General features: G+C 54.4%; 8 protein-coding genes. 3 read left to right on the forward strand and 5 right to left on the reverse strand.

What is annotated here, in order from left to right; translation table 11 throughout:
- Nucleotides 1–65: 65 nt before the first annotated feature.
- On the reverse strand, nt 66–2,918 hold the full coding sequence (locus JIN87_RS20890) for an alpha-L-rhamnosidase (RefSeq protein ID WP_200357569.1): 2,853 nt from the start codon (nt 2,916–2,918) through the stop codon (nt 66–68).
- 177 nt (nt 2,919–3,095) lie between these two features.
- On the opposite strand from JIN87_RS20890, the gene JIN87_RS20895 reads away from it, so the two are divergent.
- From JIN87_RS20895 to JIN87_RS20905, 3 genes are read left to right on the forward strand one after another with little or no spacing between them, the layout of a single operon-like run.
- On the forward strand, nt 3,096–4,937 hold the full coding sequence (locus JIN87_RS20895) for a DUF5060 domain-containing protein (protein ID WP_200357570.1): 1,842 nt from the start codon (nt 3,096–3,098) through the stop codon (nt 4,935–4,937).
- A gap of 24 nt (nt 4,938–4,961) precedes the next feature.
- Entirely contained in the window at nt 4,962–5,945 is a 984-nt protein-coding gene (locus JIN87_RS20900; RefSeq protein WP_200357571.1) for a glycoside hydrolase family protein, read from the forward strand.
- Between the two features lie 51 nt (nt 5,946–5,996).
- Entirely contained in the window at nt 5,997–6,638 is a 642-nt protein-coding gene (locus tag JIN87_RS20905; protein ID WP_200357572.1) for an RpiB/LacA/LacB family sugar-phosphate isomerase, read from the forward strand.
- Between the two features lie 353 nt (nt 6,639–6,991).
- Here JIN87_RS20905 and JIN87_RS20910 read toward each other — a convergent pair whose 3' ends face one another.
- The 4 genes from JIN87_RS20910 to JIN87_RS20925 form a co-directional block, all read right to left on the reverse strand.
- Nucleotides 6,992–10,210 (reverse strand): glycosyl hydrolase, encoded by a 3,219-nt coding sequence (locus JIN87_RS20910; RefSeq protein WP_200357573.1) that lies wholly within the window; start codon nt 10,208–10,210, stop codon nt 6,992–6,994.
- A 210-nt stretch (nt 10,211–10,420) separates the two neighbouring features.
- A complete protein-coding gene (locus tag JIN87_RS20915) occupies nt 10,421–11,893 on the reverse strand; it encodes a BNR-4 repeat-containing protein (protein ID WP_200357574.1) in 1,473 nt (490 codons plus the stop codon).
- Nucleotides 11,894–11,938: 45 nt separating this feature from the next.
- Nucleotides 11,939–12,769 (reverse strand): hypothetical protein, encoded by an 831-nt coding sequence (locus tag JIN87_RS20920; RefSeq protein WP_200357575.1) that lies wholly within the window; start codon nt 12,767–12,769, stop codon nt 11,939–11,941.
- Nucleotides 12,770–12,975: 206 nt separating this feature from the next.
- A complete protein-coding gene (locus JIN87_RS20925; RefSeq protein WP_200357576.1) occupies nt 12,976–14,604 on the reverse strand; it encodes a BNR-4 repeat-containing protein in 1,629 nt (542 codons plus the stop codon).
- Nucleotides 14,605–14,762 lie beyond the last annotated feature (158 nt).

Here is a 14,762-nt window from a genome sequence, read left to right on the forward strand (position 1 = left end):
ATGGATCTTCCGATGAAGTGAGGTTGTGCGAGTGCCTTTTTTTGGGGGAGGGTGGGGCCGCGTTTCTAGAGGCGGCTTGTTACGCTGCTGTTGATTGGGGATCCGTCGTCTGAGCCTGTGAAAGTGTAGTTGCCTGATCCGAGGGAAAGGGTCTTACTGCGGGTGCTGGCGAGCAGGGTTGATGGAGCTGGGGCGATGGAGTTTGAGTCGAGTTTGATGTTTTGGATACGCTCTGGGAATACGACAGTTGCTGTGGTGTTGGCAGGAATTTCGAGCTGCCAGGTGAAGCTGTCAGCTTCGAGGTTCCAACTGCTGCTGGCGGTGCCGTAGGGTGTGTCGATGCTCGCGGATCCGGAATTTTGCATGCCAACGGTTTGTGGCATGAAGATGAGTTTCTTGAATCCGGGGACGGAGGGATCGCGTTGCACGCCACCAATGGCGTTATAAAACCAATGGTGGAAACTCGATTGGAAGGGGTGACTCAGGGACTTTGAAGTCGTTTTCTTGATTGGATCCCAACGGCTCATGTTTTCCCAGATGGAGGTAGCCCCTTGGGAGAACATGTATCGGTAGCTAGGATACTCTTCTTTGTTGAACATCTCCCAGGCGACGTCCGCGTGACCATAGTCGCTGAGGGCGTGGTAGAGGAACCCAGCTCCATGGGCACCTACATTGAAATGGCCTCGGTTTCCGTTCACGATTTCCTCCGCAAGTCGGTCGGCGATAGCTTGACGGTTCTCCGGATCGACCACTCCGTAGATGAGGGCGAGGGCGTTCTCGGTCTGGCTGTTGAAGGTCATTGCCCGCTTATGGAAGTAGGTTTCGTTGATCGTTTGCCGAATCAGCTCAGCACGCTTCTCGTAACTCTTGACGAGTCCTTCGCTCTCGCCGAGTTCTCGTGCAAGTGTCGCCATCGATTTGACTGCAAAGAAGTAGTGCATCGATGCGGTGGTGGCGGGATGGGAGTTGAAGGGGCTGCCATCAACTCGGGTGAAGGAGAGTTCGAGGGTAGCGGGTTGGTCGCACCAGTCACCGAGGGATCCACTCGCGATGCCGCTCGGATATCTCTCTTCCGCAAACTCAAGGAAACGAACCATGTGTTTCCAGTGGTCTCTTATGATCTGGATGTCTCCAGTGTATTGAAATTTGTACCACGGCAGCAGAACGGTGGAGATACCCCAGTCGAAGGCTTCGAACATGCCGTTGCGGCGGCCGGGAGCGATGTTGCCTGGGAGTCCGTCGAGAAGGTCGGATGAAGTGCGGATGTCTTCGATGTATTTTCCGAGGCTAGGGCCGATGTCCCAGTTGTGGTAGACCATCTCGGCGGTGTTGTAAGCGTCGAGCCAACCGCACTTCTCGCGGTGCGGACAATCGGCTGGGAGACCCACGAAATTTGCCTCGTAGGTCCAAAGAATGCACTCGTGAAGCTTGTTGAAGAACGGGTCGGAGGAGACGAAAGTGCCAGTGCGCTTGAAATCGGTACGGACTTGGTAGCCGATTAAGTCATTGAGCTCAGGTTTTTTTGGCAGACCGGTAATCTCGATGTACTGAAAACCGTGATACGTGAAGCGGGGTTCGTAAGTCTCGCGACCTTCGCCACTGGCGATGTAGCGATCCCACTGATAGGCTCCAACTGCGCGACGTCCCATGGTGTCCCAGTCGAGTTTGTTTTCAGGTGTGAGGATCTCTGAGTAGGTCAAGTCGATGACAGAGCCACGGGGGACTTCGAGCGAGAGGGAAATCCAACCGGCGAAGTTGATACCCATGTCTACGACGTAGGTGCGGGGGGCGGTTTCGATGATAGACTTTGCGGTAACAGTATCGACCTTGCGGACGGGTGGAAGGAGTTGGGCTTCGAGTCGTTGCGGTAGCGGTTGTTTGGAGTCGGGACCTGAGACAGGACCCCAACTGAGATCTGCTTCTGTGAGACGGGCGTCGCAGACTTCACCGGTGTAGAGGTTCGCTTTTAAAAGGTGACTGGAGGCGGCTTGCCAATGCGAGTCTGTAACAATGGTTTCGCGAGTACCGTCATGGTATTCGATCTCCAATTGCGCCATGGCCAGTGGTTTACCGTAGCGAAAGAGCGGATCGAAGAAGCCCATGCTTTGCCCGTACCAACCCTCGGCTAGGTGGATACGGAGCTCGTGCTCGCCTTCGGTCAGTTGGGTGTCGAGGACGTCGATGGTGTAGAGGGCCCGGACTTCGTAGTCGGTTTGAGCGGGGTCGAGTACGCGGTCGGAGATTTTCTGCCCATCGAGAATCAGTTCAGAGTACCCGAGGCTTGCTGAGTAGAGTCGGGCTTTGGCTACTGGTTTGAGGATGCTGAAGCTGCGGCGTAACCAGGTAGCGGGTTCGGCTGCTTGGACTTTTTCAATACGTTCTGTGCGTAGTTCGATAGCGGCTTCGTCGAGCTTGCGCTCACGTTCGTAGCCTCCGTCAGAAATCGGTTGGTAAACGACTTTCTCACACCAGTCGTGCACGATGGGATCCTCACTGGGTGACAGGTCGGCTGCATTGATCCAGGCCGCAGACCAGTCGGAGGGATCGATGAGTCCCATTTCCCAGGAGGAAACGTCCGAGGTAGCAGAATGCCCATGGTTGTCCCAGACGGTGACGCGCCAGTAGGCTATGGTGCGGGAACTCAGTTCGGCACCCTCGTAGGGGATGAGGTGAGACTGCTCGCTGGCGACTTTTCCGCTGTCCCAAAGATCTGCTTGGTTGTTGGCGAGTCCTGCTTCTGAACTTGCAACTTCTACTTGGAAGGCGGTCTGTCTGGTTTCACGTAGTTTTGAATCCAGTTTCCAGCTGAGCCGTGGTGAGAGCGCATGTATGCCCACGGGCTGGTTGACGCTTTCGCATCGTAGGTCGTAGAGGGAGAGGGCCGCTCTATCGCTGTTGGGGGAAGTCTGTTCAATCATGAGGCGATCAAAGTGTCGGAGACTAGCAGTCGCAGCCGGCGGGGTTAGGCCTCAAGGTGTCGATACAGATGAAAACAATGGAGAGTGGGTTTTCTCTCTTTAATGGTCAAAGAAGTCGAACGAATGGTCTGAACCTCAAAACCGTTTAGATCCGTTCTAGCCCCTTTCATCTCGATTATGTCTCTACGTTTTCTATCAAAGGTCCTCGCTCAATGCATGGTGGGATTCATTGCTGCTGCTTCACTGCATGCCAAAGACGCTCATACTATCCACTTGTGGGAACCCATAGTGCTTACCTTCGAGGGCCCAGAGGCGATTGAATCCGCAGCGACCTTCCGCAACTATCGTTTGGATGTGGTATTCAGCAACGGGGTGAAGAGCGTAACAGCCCCTGGATACTTTGCCGCAGATGGAGACGCAGCGAATACCAGTGCGGACTCCGGCAACAAGTGGCGCGTGAAGTTCACTCCGGATGTGGTTGGTGAGTGGTCGTACAAGGTGTCTTTTCGGGAAGGCAAAGACATCGCCGTTAGCACTAAGCCGAATGCGGGTAAAGCGGTTAAACCCATTGATGGGAAAAGCGGAACATTTAAAGTCATTCCTACATCTCCGGATGCAAAAGGCTTTTTCGCGAAAGGCCAGCTGCGCTATGTGGGAGAACATTACGTGCAGCACCAGGGAACCGGAGAGTGGTTTGTGAAGGCAGGGCCGGGGAGTCCTGAAGATTTTCTAGGTTATGCGGGATTTGACGGGACTCATGACAGAGGCAGCAACCTCCCAGATGATGCCCTTGGTGAAGACGGCTTGCATAACTATGCACCACATATCAATGACTGGCGCGAAGGCGATCCGACTTGGGGGCAGGGGCGCGGAAAGGGGATTATCGGAGCCCTCAATTATCTCGCTGAAATGGGTGCTAATACGATTTACAACGTCCTCATCACTCTAAACGGCGATGCGGATACCACATGGCCGTGGGTTGCCCCACTAGAGTACGCCGAGGGCGAAGCACCGGACTTCAAGTATAAGCGAACCAAATACAAGAATCTCGATGTTTACGACGTCTCCAAACTCGACCAGTGGGACATCGTATTCACTCACATGGATCGCCTCGGTATCAATCATGACACTTATCTTACCGAGAACGAGAATACCACGCTGCTAAACGGCGACCAACTTGGCTTTGAAACGAAGCTCTATTTCCGCGAGATGGCCGCACGCTTTTCTTACCACCTCAGCTGGCGTTGGAACATCGGAGAAGAGCCGCACGATGTGCGTCCCCCAGAGATGAGCGAATGGATGGAGTATCTACAAACGATCAACATCTATAACCATCCGGTCGGCCACCACTGCAGCGGCAAGCGCGAATTGCGTTACGACGTTTACGAACCTCAGCTCGGGAAAGAGTACATGGATGGAGCGTTTCTGCAGATCAACGAGGACTACCATGAAGAAACGCTCAAATACGTGAAGGCGTCCCGCGAAGCCGGCAAGAAGTGGGTGGTGCCTATCGATGAGCCAAACCGTATTCTCCCTGGAAACGATGACATGGCACGCGAAAGCTTCTGGAAGGTTGCGATGGCCGGGGGCGAAGGTATTGGCGTATATGTAGCGTATCAATTGAGCGATTACACAGATATTACCATCGAAGACTTCCGCCGTCTCGAGTCCGTCTGGGAAGTGGTATCCCATGGCGTTCGATTTTTTCAGATTCCTGAGATCAACCGGGAGCTTCCTAAGCTCATCACGCAAAACGAGCTGATCCGCAATGGCTATTGTTTGGCTGACCGGGGCAATCTCTACATCGTTTGGACTAAGCATGCCGCAGCGGTTGATCTGGATATCACCGACTCTCCAGGTACTTACTCGGTACAATGGTACGATCCGTTTAATGGAGGCGACTTAGTTGCTGGTCCGGAGGTGACAGTCGAAGAAGGGGGCAAGCCGATCTATTTTGGTACGCCGCCGACCAGCCATAACGAGTGGATTGTCGTGGTGAAAAGAGTTGAGGATGAGTGAGTTTATTGCCCACCAAGGACACGAATGAGCACGAATAGAATTAAGAGATCCGTTCCGTTTGTCTGCCTTTTGAGTTTGGGGGTGGTTTCAGGACTTGCGGAAACGCTTCCGCCCGAGAACGACCCGATGCTCGAATGGCATCGTCCTGTGGATGCGAACGCGTTTGTTACGACGATGGGTAATAACCACGACTCTGTCATCTTCTATGAGCCAGAGACGGAGTATCCCTACAAGCTGATCGTCAGCCATACTCCGGAAGTGGCCCACTTGTGGCGTGCTAAAACGTTTTCTTGGAGCAGTGAGGACTGGGAACTCGTTTCCGACCAGTACAAGATTGGCAATCACTACGAGTATGATGATGGGGTAAAGGTTGACGGCACCTACTACATCTATGAAGGAGGCCAAGTATTCACTTACTCAGGACCGTTGGAGGATGCTAGTGGTAAGTGGGAAGTTGCAGGGAATTTCCCAAAGAGGCAGTGCGACGATCTTGGTGTCTATTATGAGGACGGGCTCTTTCACATCTTTGGTGAGCATGGCCATTTCCCCCACGGCCCAGACGGAACGAGCCTCGCTCACTTTACATCGAAAACGGGCTTGGGCGATTGGACACTCGTCAATGCCAAAGCCGTCGATCCCAATCCCGATGGTGGGAACCGATATGGGGTGGGAGACGCGACGATCGAGAAGGTCGGAGACTATTACTACATCTTCTGCGATAGGGAGTCTCCAGGAAGTCCATACAAGGTCACTGGATGGCGATCCCGAAGTTTGTTCGAGCCATTTGAATACTTGGGAAAAACCATCACGCCACGTTCCACTGAAGTCGATGACTGGGACAATTACAGGATACAGGATCCAGATATTCAATACATCCCCGAGCTCGGTCGCTACGCGATCACATGCAATATGATGGATAAAGACGGTAACCCCGGCGGGAATTTTCCAGGAGTTAAAGGCGGCGGCACTCGCGTGATCGGCGTATTCTATTCCGGTGAACCCGAGTAAACCTGATCCCCGCGAACGAGCACTCTAGATTTACCAAAAACAGAAAGAAAAATGAAAATTGCACTGATTAACGAAAACAGCCAGGCCGGCAAAAACTGTATTGTTGAGACTGCTCTCAAGAAAGTGGTAGAGCCAATGGGGCATGAAGTATTCAACTACGGCATGTATACCGCTGAGGACAACGAGCAGTTGACCTACGTTCAGAACGGTATTCTAGCCGCTGTTCTGCTAAATTCCGGCGCTGCCGATTTTGTGGTGACGGGTTGCGGTACAGGCGAGGGTGCTTTGGTCTCATTGAATGCTTTCCCTGGCGTGATCTGCGGTCACGCTCAAGATCCGGTTGACGCCTTTTTGTTCTCGCAGATCAATGCGGGCAACGCGCTCTCGATGCCATTTGCAAAGGGCTTCGGCTGGGCGGGTGAATTGAATATCGAATACATTTTCGAAAAGCTCTTCGGTCAGGAAATGGGTATTGGCTACCCGAAGGAACGTGCGGCGATCATGGCCAAGAACCGGGGGATTCTCAATGACGTGAAGGCGATCACGCACAATGACTTGGTTTCCATTTTGCAGAAACTCGATCAAGACTTGGTGAAAGGCGCTCTTGGTGGTGCTCAGTTCAAGGAGTACTTCTACGCCAACGCCACCAACGACGAGATCAAAGAGGCCGTGAAGGCCATCGTCGGCGAGTAAGAGTCAACGAGCTTCGCTTTGCACAATTGCGAAAGACCTAGCTTCAGCCGAACGCTGGGTCTTTTTTGTATTCGAAGTTTTGATGTTTACCGATCGTGAAAATGTATGGTCCTAAGTTTACTCAAAAGATAGCGCTCCGTCGTCCCCGGCGGCTATTGGTATGTGTGTGCCCAACAGGGACCGCGGCCGCTACCTTTGCGTAGTAAACGTGTTTTTTTGCCACAAAAAGGCTCAAAGAACCTGGGTTATAAGGCAGCTAGCGTCGGTTGAGTTTTTGTACCTTTTGTTTGCTCGCTTAACTCCTGTGTTACTTCGTTCGGTAGTGGCTATTAATACGGCGCATTGGCCTCTGACTACTTGACGAGGCGGATGGGGCCTAGGAGGCCGGAGGGTTCTAGGGTTTTTAGTTCTTCGGTGGCGTAGAAGTTCCAGGAGGTCCAGGTGTAGCGGTCGGAATCGGGGGCGGGTTTGTTGTTGGAGATCCATTTTGGCATGGTGCCTTTGAGGTCGTAGCCGTCGTTTGCAGGATGGGCTTGGTCTCCGATGAGGCGGTTGGTCCAGACGTTTGTCACCTCTACTTGGATACTGTTTTGACCGGGCTTGAGGGCGGAGCTGATATCGTGGGCGAAGGGGGGCTTCCAGAGGGTGGGGAAGGTTTGGCCGTTGATGGTGATGACGGCGGCGATTTTGACTTCGCCGAGGTCGAGGGCGACGGGGGTGTCGGTGTTGGCCCAGTCGGCGGGGAGTTCGAAGGTGGCGTCGTAGATCGCAGTGCCGGAGAAGTGACGGACGCCATCGTCGCTATGCTCGGTCCAGTCTTGCAGCTGGGGCATGGGGATTTGACCGGGGCCGCCCCAGTTTTTGTCGAAGGTGACTTGCCAGTCTAGGTCGAGGGGGAGGGTCTGGGGATCTGCTGATGCGGTGGTTTGGCCGAGTGTATCCAGAAGCTGGAGTTTGGAGGGAGTGAACTCGGGGGCTGCTCCCTTGCGGAAGTAGACGAAGCGGGAGCCGTGGGGCTCGACTGTTAGGTTGAAGCGGGTGCGGAGGGCGTCGCTTTGGTATTCGGTGACTTTTTCGATGGTGCCGGTATCGGCGTCCCAGAATTCGGGGGTGAGGCCAGCGACGCGGAAGTCGAGCTGCATGTCTTTGTAGTCCTTGCTTTCGTTGAAGAGGAAGTAGAGGGTACCGTTGCCGATGCTGCGGCGGGTGAAGTCTTTCGCGGGAGTCCCGTTTATGATGAGGTCGGGTCCGAGGTCGAGACGGGTGAGTCCAGCTTTGAGGTTGGTGTCGGGGATGAGAGGGCTGTTGCTTCCCCAGAGTTTGGATACGATTTTGGCGAAGGTGTCGGCTTCTTCGGTTTGTTCGCTGTAGCCGATGGGATTGCAAGGTGCGTGGCCTACGATGGTGGCTCCTTGGGCAACAAGTTCTTCGAGACGCTGGAGGGTGGCGAGGCGAAGCTGGTCGGAGTTGTGCAGGTAGAGAAGCTTGTAGGAGGTGCCTTCGGGGAGGACGAGGTTTCCGTTCTGGACGGTGATGCGATTGATGAGGACGTCGGCGTTGACGAAGTCACCTTTGTAGCCTTCGGGGATGATGCCGCTGTTCCAGAGGGGGATTTTGTTGGGGCGCTTGTCGCCGTTGAAGATCAGGATGTCAGATTCGGGCAGGCCTTGCTGGAGGAGGTAGGAGCCGCGGGCGAGGTATTTGAACCAGGCTTTTCCAGCGTTGTGCCACCAGGTTTGGTTGCGGTCGATGTGGGAGCCGACGGAGCCCATGGTCATACCGGGGATGACGTGGGTGTTGGGCTGGTGGGCGTAGCGGTGAAACGTGGTTTCGTTGATGCCTTGGGTCCAGGCGTGGTCGCCGTAGACTTTCATGGAGTAAGGGTGGCCGCGCCAGTTGACTTGGTGCCAGGAGGTGAAGGATTCGGCAGAGATGACTTTGTTGCCGTAGATACGGGCCGAGGAGACGGCGGAGTTGAAGAAGCCGTCGAAGCCTTCTTCGCGGACCCAGAATTCGCCCATGGTCTTGTCGGCCGTGCCGCCGACTTCGAGTTCGTTGAGGGTGCCGAAGCCGTAGGGCTCGTTGTAGGCGAGCATGCCGTGCTCGTGGCAGAGCTCGGTGAAGCGGCGGAAGTAGTTTTGCGTCATCAAGTCCGCGACGAGGTCGCGCATGTCAGTGAGGACGGCGTGGGTGGCGGCGTTGGACTCGATGACGTGGCCGTTGAAGGTCGGGAGCCATTTGATTAGGTCATAGCCCCAGCGGTCGGCGAAGAGTTGGTCGAGGTTGGCGGTCCAGTTGTTGCCGCCCATTTCGTAGCTATCGATTTCTGAATACAGAAGGGCGTTAGAGCCGCGGGCTTGGGCTTCCTTGATAACGATGCCGACGTATTGCTCGAAGTGGCAGGCGAGGGCCGCGGAGTCGAGCTTGTCGATTTCAAGGCCTCGGCCGGCGTCGGAAGCGGGATTGTTGAAGGCGTTGGTGGTGGTGTAGCCGTAGCGAGTGATGAGCCATTTGCCTTTGGGGAGTTGGACCTTGAGGGTGTCGCCGGAGAGGTCGCCTTGGTGGAGGAGTTGGATGTGGGAAGGGTTGATGATGGCGTCGGCGGGGAGGGTGTCGTTGGGGGTGGCTTCTTCGCTGACCATGGCGTTCTTGGTTTGCCAGTTGGCGATGCGGGGGTAGCCGACGAGCTCGAAGCGACGGACCGGAAAGCTCTGGTCGAGGGCGAGGCGGAAGTGCTTGGCGGTAAGGCCGTCGGTGAAGCTTTGGGTGCAGGTCCAGTGGTTTTTGCCGATGCGGCCTTTGTTGAGGGGACCGACTTCCTGGAAGGTTTTGCCGTCGTAGGAGGTGTAGAGGGTGTAGACGCCGTGACGAGAGCGTTGCTCGGTGACAATGGACTTGATGGTGACGGGTTCGGGATAGGAGGCTTGTATCCAAATTTTTCCGTCGGCGTCGGCGGTGATTGTTGGTTCGGTGTCTAGGTTTCCGTCGCGGAGGGTTTCTATGTCGTCGCTGGTGGCGGAGGCGGAGTAGTTGGCGTCTTGGGTGGCGAGGTGTTGGACTTCGTTGGAGGCGGGCCAGGCGAGGACGGCGATATCGCGGTAGAAGTCGCGGCTGCGATCGGGGCGTGGGAGAGTGATGGTTTGTCTGCCGCCGTTGGTGACGGTTTCGGCGAAGACGACTTTCTTCATCGATTGCTCGGGAGTGACCCAGGGGCCACCGCTGGAGGACCAGCCGTCGCAGTTGTGCAGACCCATTTCGATGCCGACGCGTTCGGCTTCGACGGCGGCGTGGGCGAGGATGTCGTGGAACTCGTCGCTGCCGAAGTCGACCGGACCGCAGGGGATACCGCGGTCGATGTGGAAGACAAGGGCGCCGCCGATGCCGGCGTCAGCAAGTGCTTCGAAGTCCTGCGTAAAACCTTCCTTGCTGAGATTGCCGCACATGATGTGCATCCAAGTGCGGGGCAGGTAGCGATTGGATGGATTGGCGAACTCAGCTGGATCGGGGGCGGACGATGCTGTCGATGCGAAGAGGGTGGCGGTGGCGATTAGGGTTGTAGCAAGCTGACACATTTGGTGGCTGATTAGGTTGTGCTTTTTAAACCGCGGATTTTGGGAAGTGAAGGATCGCTGGATGGCGATCCAAAATGGGAAGCTGCTGATGCAGCTTGATGTGTTTTATTTGCCCACGAATCGCCGTCGCTCTGCGCGCTATGGCGTGTCGAGAGGGCACTAAGGAGCACGATGTTTCTCTAATTTTAGGAGGCCTTTGGATTGGCCTATTCAGTCAAGATTCAGATCTATGATTTGCAGGTAGGTTGTACGGGTGTCGCCGGTGCCGGGGGATTTGAGGTAGTAGTACAGTTTGCCGTTACTGATGTGGGGGATGCCTTTGTCGAAGGTTCGGCCGGACTTTGGCTGGTAGACGGTTTTCCAATTGTTTGTTCCTCCTTCGGTGCTTTGCACGAAGGGGCGACCGTCCTTGAGCGTGATCATGAAGATGTAGTTGCCTGCGGCGTAGAGTTCGATTCCACCGGCGAAGTCTGTTGTGACTGTGAAGTCTGAGTCTCCCGAGGCTCGGTAGAGGTGCAGGAACTTGATGACCTTGTTTTGCTTATCGTTGACGCGGGCGATGATGTGTTCGTCGCCTCGGTCGGTGACGTTGAAATCGAAGTATCCAACCATGTGGATTTTGTCTTTTTCAGAGCCTTCGACGAGGTCGCCCGGTTCAAACACTTTGATGAATTGGGGATCGGCGAGGGGGAGATCGAATGGCTCGCCTTTATGGTTTTTCCAATCGCTCTTGCCGTTCGGGTTGTCGGAGTAGGCGTAGTAGACGCCGTTTTGGTAGATGTATTTGTCGTTGCGATCGTTGTAGCGACGTTGGAAGGCGACTCGTACCTTTCCGTTGGCGTATTTCATTTTACCATACACACCGTAAGTGTAGTCGAGACCGTGCTTGTTTGCGTCTTTTACGTTGAAGTAGATGGGCTCGTTCCATTTGGATTCACCATCGTATTTGCTAATGAAGTACCGTCCGTTGTAGGCGGAGCCTTTGCGCATGTACATGAAGAGGTCGCCTTGGTCGTTTAGGAAAAAGGTCGGGTAGGTGAGGCGTCCCCACACATCGGGGTTCTTTACGCCGTCCATAGTGAGGTGCTTGTAGTCGCCGTCTGGAGACTTGACGAAAAGGTCTAGGTTGAAGTCTTCGTCCGGCACGTCTGCTGCATTTGTGATGGAGTAGCTGTAGCGGAAATAGTCCTTGTCGAATGCACCGTCATCGGTGAAGCCTGGACGATAGGCGTGCATGTCGTAGAGGAGATGGATTGTGCCGTTTTTGGGACTGATGCCGACTGCGATGGTGTTGTGCGTTTCGCCGATCCAGTATTGGTTTAAGTAGCCCGTGTGGCGGTGGGGAAACTCGATAGTGACCATATTGCCGGTCTCGGTGTTGAGACGGGTGAGCATGACGTGGCGGTCTTCTTTGCCGCCTCGATACCAGGTCATGAAGACGTATTGCTTGTAGGTCTTGATACAATCGCCGTGCGGGACGAGGGCGTTACCGAAGAAGTAGTCGTAGGCCCCTTCACGGTTGGGAGCGTGACGCTTGACTCTCTTGCCGTCGAAGAAGAGGGATTGGTCGTTTAGAAGGATCTCTGACTCTAGGGATATTTCGGCGATCAATGCCTGAGTTGTCACTGCGAGGGCTACTGCGAGTGCTGCGAATTTCCAGAGTTTGGTAAGAGTGTTTAGCATCTTGAATGCGTGGATTTCGGGCTGTCTCAGAGTTTTATGATTTGACTAGTCCTTTATTGTGGAGACGCGAAAGTTGGCGTAGCGTGCGGAGCGGGTCCACATATGGCGGAGGCCGATTCGACCTTCTGTGACTGGATCGAAGTCGCTGGTATCCCAAATAAAACTACGGCGTTCTTCCTCGCCTGCACCTTTGGGCTTAGTGGAAAAGAGTAGACTTTCCCCGATTTTAGCGGCGGTGATTTCGTAGATCACGCCGGGGAGAATGAATTCTCCTACTGGCTGTCTGTCGCCGATGCCGGTTTGCGGAAAGGTTCTATTGGGGCCTGTAGGATAACGGCGTGCATGTATGTACTGTTCGCTTGACGAGTCATCATCGTTACCGAGGGCGGCATAGCTTATGTGCAACAGGTTCATGTTGTCGAAGTAGTGCCTCATGTATGGGATCTCTCGATACTCGCTCCATTCGGTGATGTCGGGAGTGAATATGTCCTCGCCTTTCCCCTGAGCGTGCAGGTAGAGGATATTCACTGCCCAGTTTACTGTATCCAATCTTGTGTAGTCGTATTGAACGAGAATGTCGCCCTTGAACTCGCGTTTCGTCCAAAGAACGGCGTGGGAGGCGTGGTCGTCTCTAATGGGGCCAGCGGTAAAGACCATACCTTTTTCGGTGGGTCGTACTTGAGCCTTGAGGCCGTCGAGGAACCAGCTCTCTTCCCAGTCTTCAGTTCCGGAAAAGCGAAAGACTTCGGCCCATGGGAGGCTTTGGGAAGAAGTGAAAAGCTCTTCAGCTCTTCGACTGCTGGCTTGTGTCTCTTGGGCCGCTGCGAACGTACTTTGGCTTAGCAAGGCCGCGAATACCAGGGTGATAAGCTTCATGTTGAGATTCTCTTTGAGTTGGGGCAACTGTGACCAGTAGGATTCGAGGCCTATTTCGAATTGGCCGACTTTGAAGGGGAGGGTGACGGGGCATAGGGGAGTCGAATAGGAGAAGGGCTTTGTTGGAGTTCCTGCTTTAGCGGGTTCGAGAATGGAAGAGCCCACTAAAGTGGGAACTCCAACGCTTCGCTGCTTTAGGGGGAGCGTTACTTTTGAGTGGGGTTGGCTCTGAACTGGCCGTCGTGCCAGAGGTAGAGGCGTTGGGATCCTGCTTTGCGGATGTTGACGACTAGGGCTACCGCATCACCTGACTCATCACGGACAGGTTGGGTTTGGATTCGCGCTCCGGAAACAGTGGTTTGCTGTTTCTTTAATTTCCAGTGTTGGCCTTCGGAGTCCTTTTTATTGATTCGTTTTGCGGCTGCGATAACGGTTTCGCCTTTTGAGCCTCTGTAAACGACAGCTGCCTTGTCCGTACGACCATCCTTTTTCATGGGAAAGATTTCGCGGATGCTTTTGATACGCTTGCCCTTTGTATCCACAACGGTGTGCTCTTCGGTGCCGGGCATTGGTAGGCCGTGTGTCCATTTTCCGTCTTCATAAGTGACCATTCGCCATTCTCGGTAGCCAGGACCTTTGGCCTCGTAAGCGGCGGCGGGTCGGCCGTTTTGGTTGGAAAGGGGGCGAGTTCCGAAGCAGGTCTCGCCGGTGGCTTCGGAGTTGTAGGCGAGGGTGTATTTGTCGGCCTTTTTCTTTGTTATCGGGAGCTCGAGCTTTCGGCCCTCTACGTTGTAGAAGCTGCCGTCAGTTGTATCCAACCTCATATAATAGGTGTTGGTCCGGCTGTAGTGTTCTTTGTTGTGGTACTCTCGGAAATTGCAGACGTGCCAGAGGAAGGTGACGAGGATTTCAGTATCCGAGATCTTTGCCGGCTTGATGTAGAATGTATCCACGTCGATGGGGTCACCTTCGCTTACGGTTGGCCAAGTGATTTTCACGGGAGCTTCGAAGCTTTGTGAACCGCTCTTCATGCGGTAGTAGACCCATGGGGATTTATGCGTGCCGGCACGTGTGAAGAAGTAGATGTCGCCATTGCCCATCTTGCAGGTGGCGGTGTAGGAGGCGTAGGGGGAGATGTCGTCTTTTTGTTCCCAGCCGGTGATGTCGTATGGCTTGGTGGAAGCGACGTGGAGCATCCGACCGCCAGCGTGTGGCGTGTCGAAGGATATCGGATTGAGACCGTCTACCCATTCGCCGCCATGGCCACCGAAGATAATGTGGAAGTGGCCGTCGCCGTTGATCTCTAAAGAAGGGCGGCCGTGGCTATCCACTTGGCGTCCATTTTTGGAGAGGGTGCTATGGCCCGCTTTATATGGACCATCCCAAGTTCCGTTTTGGGTATCGTAGCTGGCGATGTAGGGATCGGTGAGATGCCCTTGATAGGCGATGTAGACCTTTCCGTCCACGAAGAGGGCGGAGCCGGTGTTGGTGTTTCCGTTTAGGTTTTCGGAAAAGTAGCCTTGGGGGATTTCGGGATATTTTTGAGGAGGAGCGGGCTTAGCGGCGATCGCGGTCTCTAGGTCGAGGTCGTAGATTTCGTTGAAGTCTCGGTCTTCCCTATAGGAGTCGTAGATAGGCTGAAACTCCTTGTAGTTGCCGTATAGATACTGGTCGATCTTGAAGAGCCATTGTTCCTTGGTGAAGGTATCCTCGGCTTCCATCAGTTTATGCAGAGCTGGGAGCGCCGCATCGTCTTTGGAGTGCTTCTCGATTAGAGCGGCACGCTGCTGTAGATAGTCCTCTTCGCTTATGGCAGAGCAAGGCAGTGCGAGCATCGAGGATGCTGAAAGTGTAATTAGGGCTGGGGTGAGAAACGTGTGCATTTGACCTTAAAAAATGGGAGGGATCTAGAATTGATCCTTCCTGCTACAACTAGACTCGATTCTCTCTTAGCGGAAGAGTAGCGTTTTCAATACGTATTGACTGAAGATAT

It is taken from the genome of Pelagicoccus mobilis, assembly GCF_016595505.1.
GTDB classification, from domain to species: domain Bacteria; phylum Verrucomicrobiota; class Verrucomicrobiia; order Opitutales; family Opitutaceae; genus Pelagicoccus; species Pelagicoccus mobilis.

Bases quoted from the DNA above. Each gene is read 5' to 3' on its own strand.
- JIN87_RS20895 (WP_200357570.1), top strand. From the start codon at position 3,096: ATGTCTCTACGTTTTCTATCAAAGGTCCTCGCTCAATGCATGGTGGGA.
- JIN87_RS20890 (WP_200357569.1), bottom strand. From the start codon at position 2,918: ATGATTGAACAGACTTCCCCCAACAGCGATAGAGCGGCCCTCTCCCTC.
- JIN87_RS20905 (WP_200357572.1), top strand. From the start codon at position 5,997: ATGAAAATTGCACTGATTAACGAAAACAGCCAGGCCGGCAAAAACTGT.
- JIN87_RS20900 (WP_200357571.1), top strand. From the start codon at position 4,962: ATGAGCACGAATAGAATTAAGAGATCCGTTCCGTTTGTCTGCCTTTTG.
- JIN87_RS20910 (WP_200357573.1), bottom strand. From the start codon at position 10,210: ATGTGTCAGCTTGCTACAACCCTAATCGCCACCGCCACCCTCTTCGCA.
- JIN87_RS20915 (WP_200357574.1), bottom strand. From the start codon at position 11,893: ATGCTAAACACTCTTACCAAACTCTGGAAATTCGCAGCACTCGCAGTA.
- JIN87_RS20925 (WP_200357576.1), bottom strand. From the start codon at position 14,604: ATGCTCGCACTGCCTTGCTCTGCCATAAGCGAAGAGGACTATCTACAG.
- JIN87_RS20920 (WP_200357575.1), bottom strand. From the start codon at position 12,769: ATGAAGCTTATCACCCTGGTATTCGCGGCCTTGCTAAGCCAAAGTACG.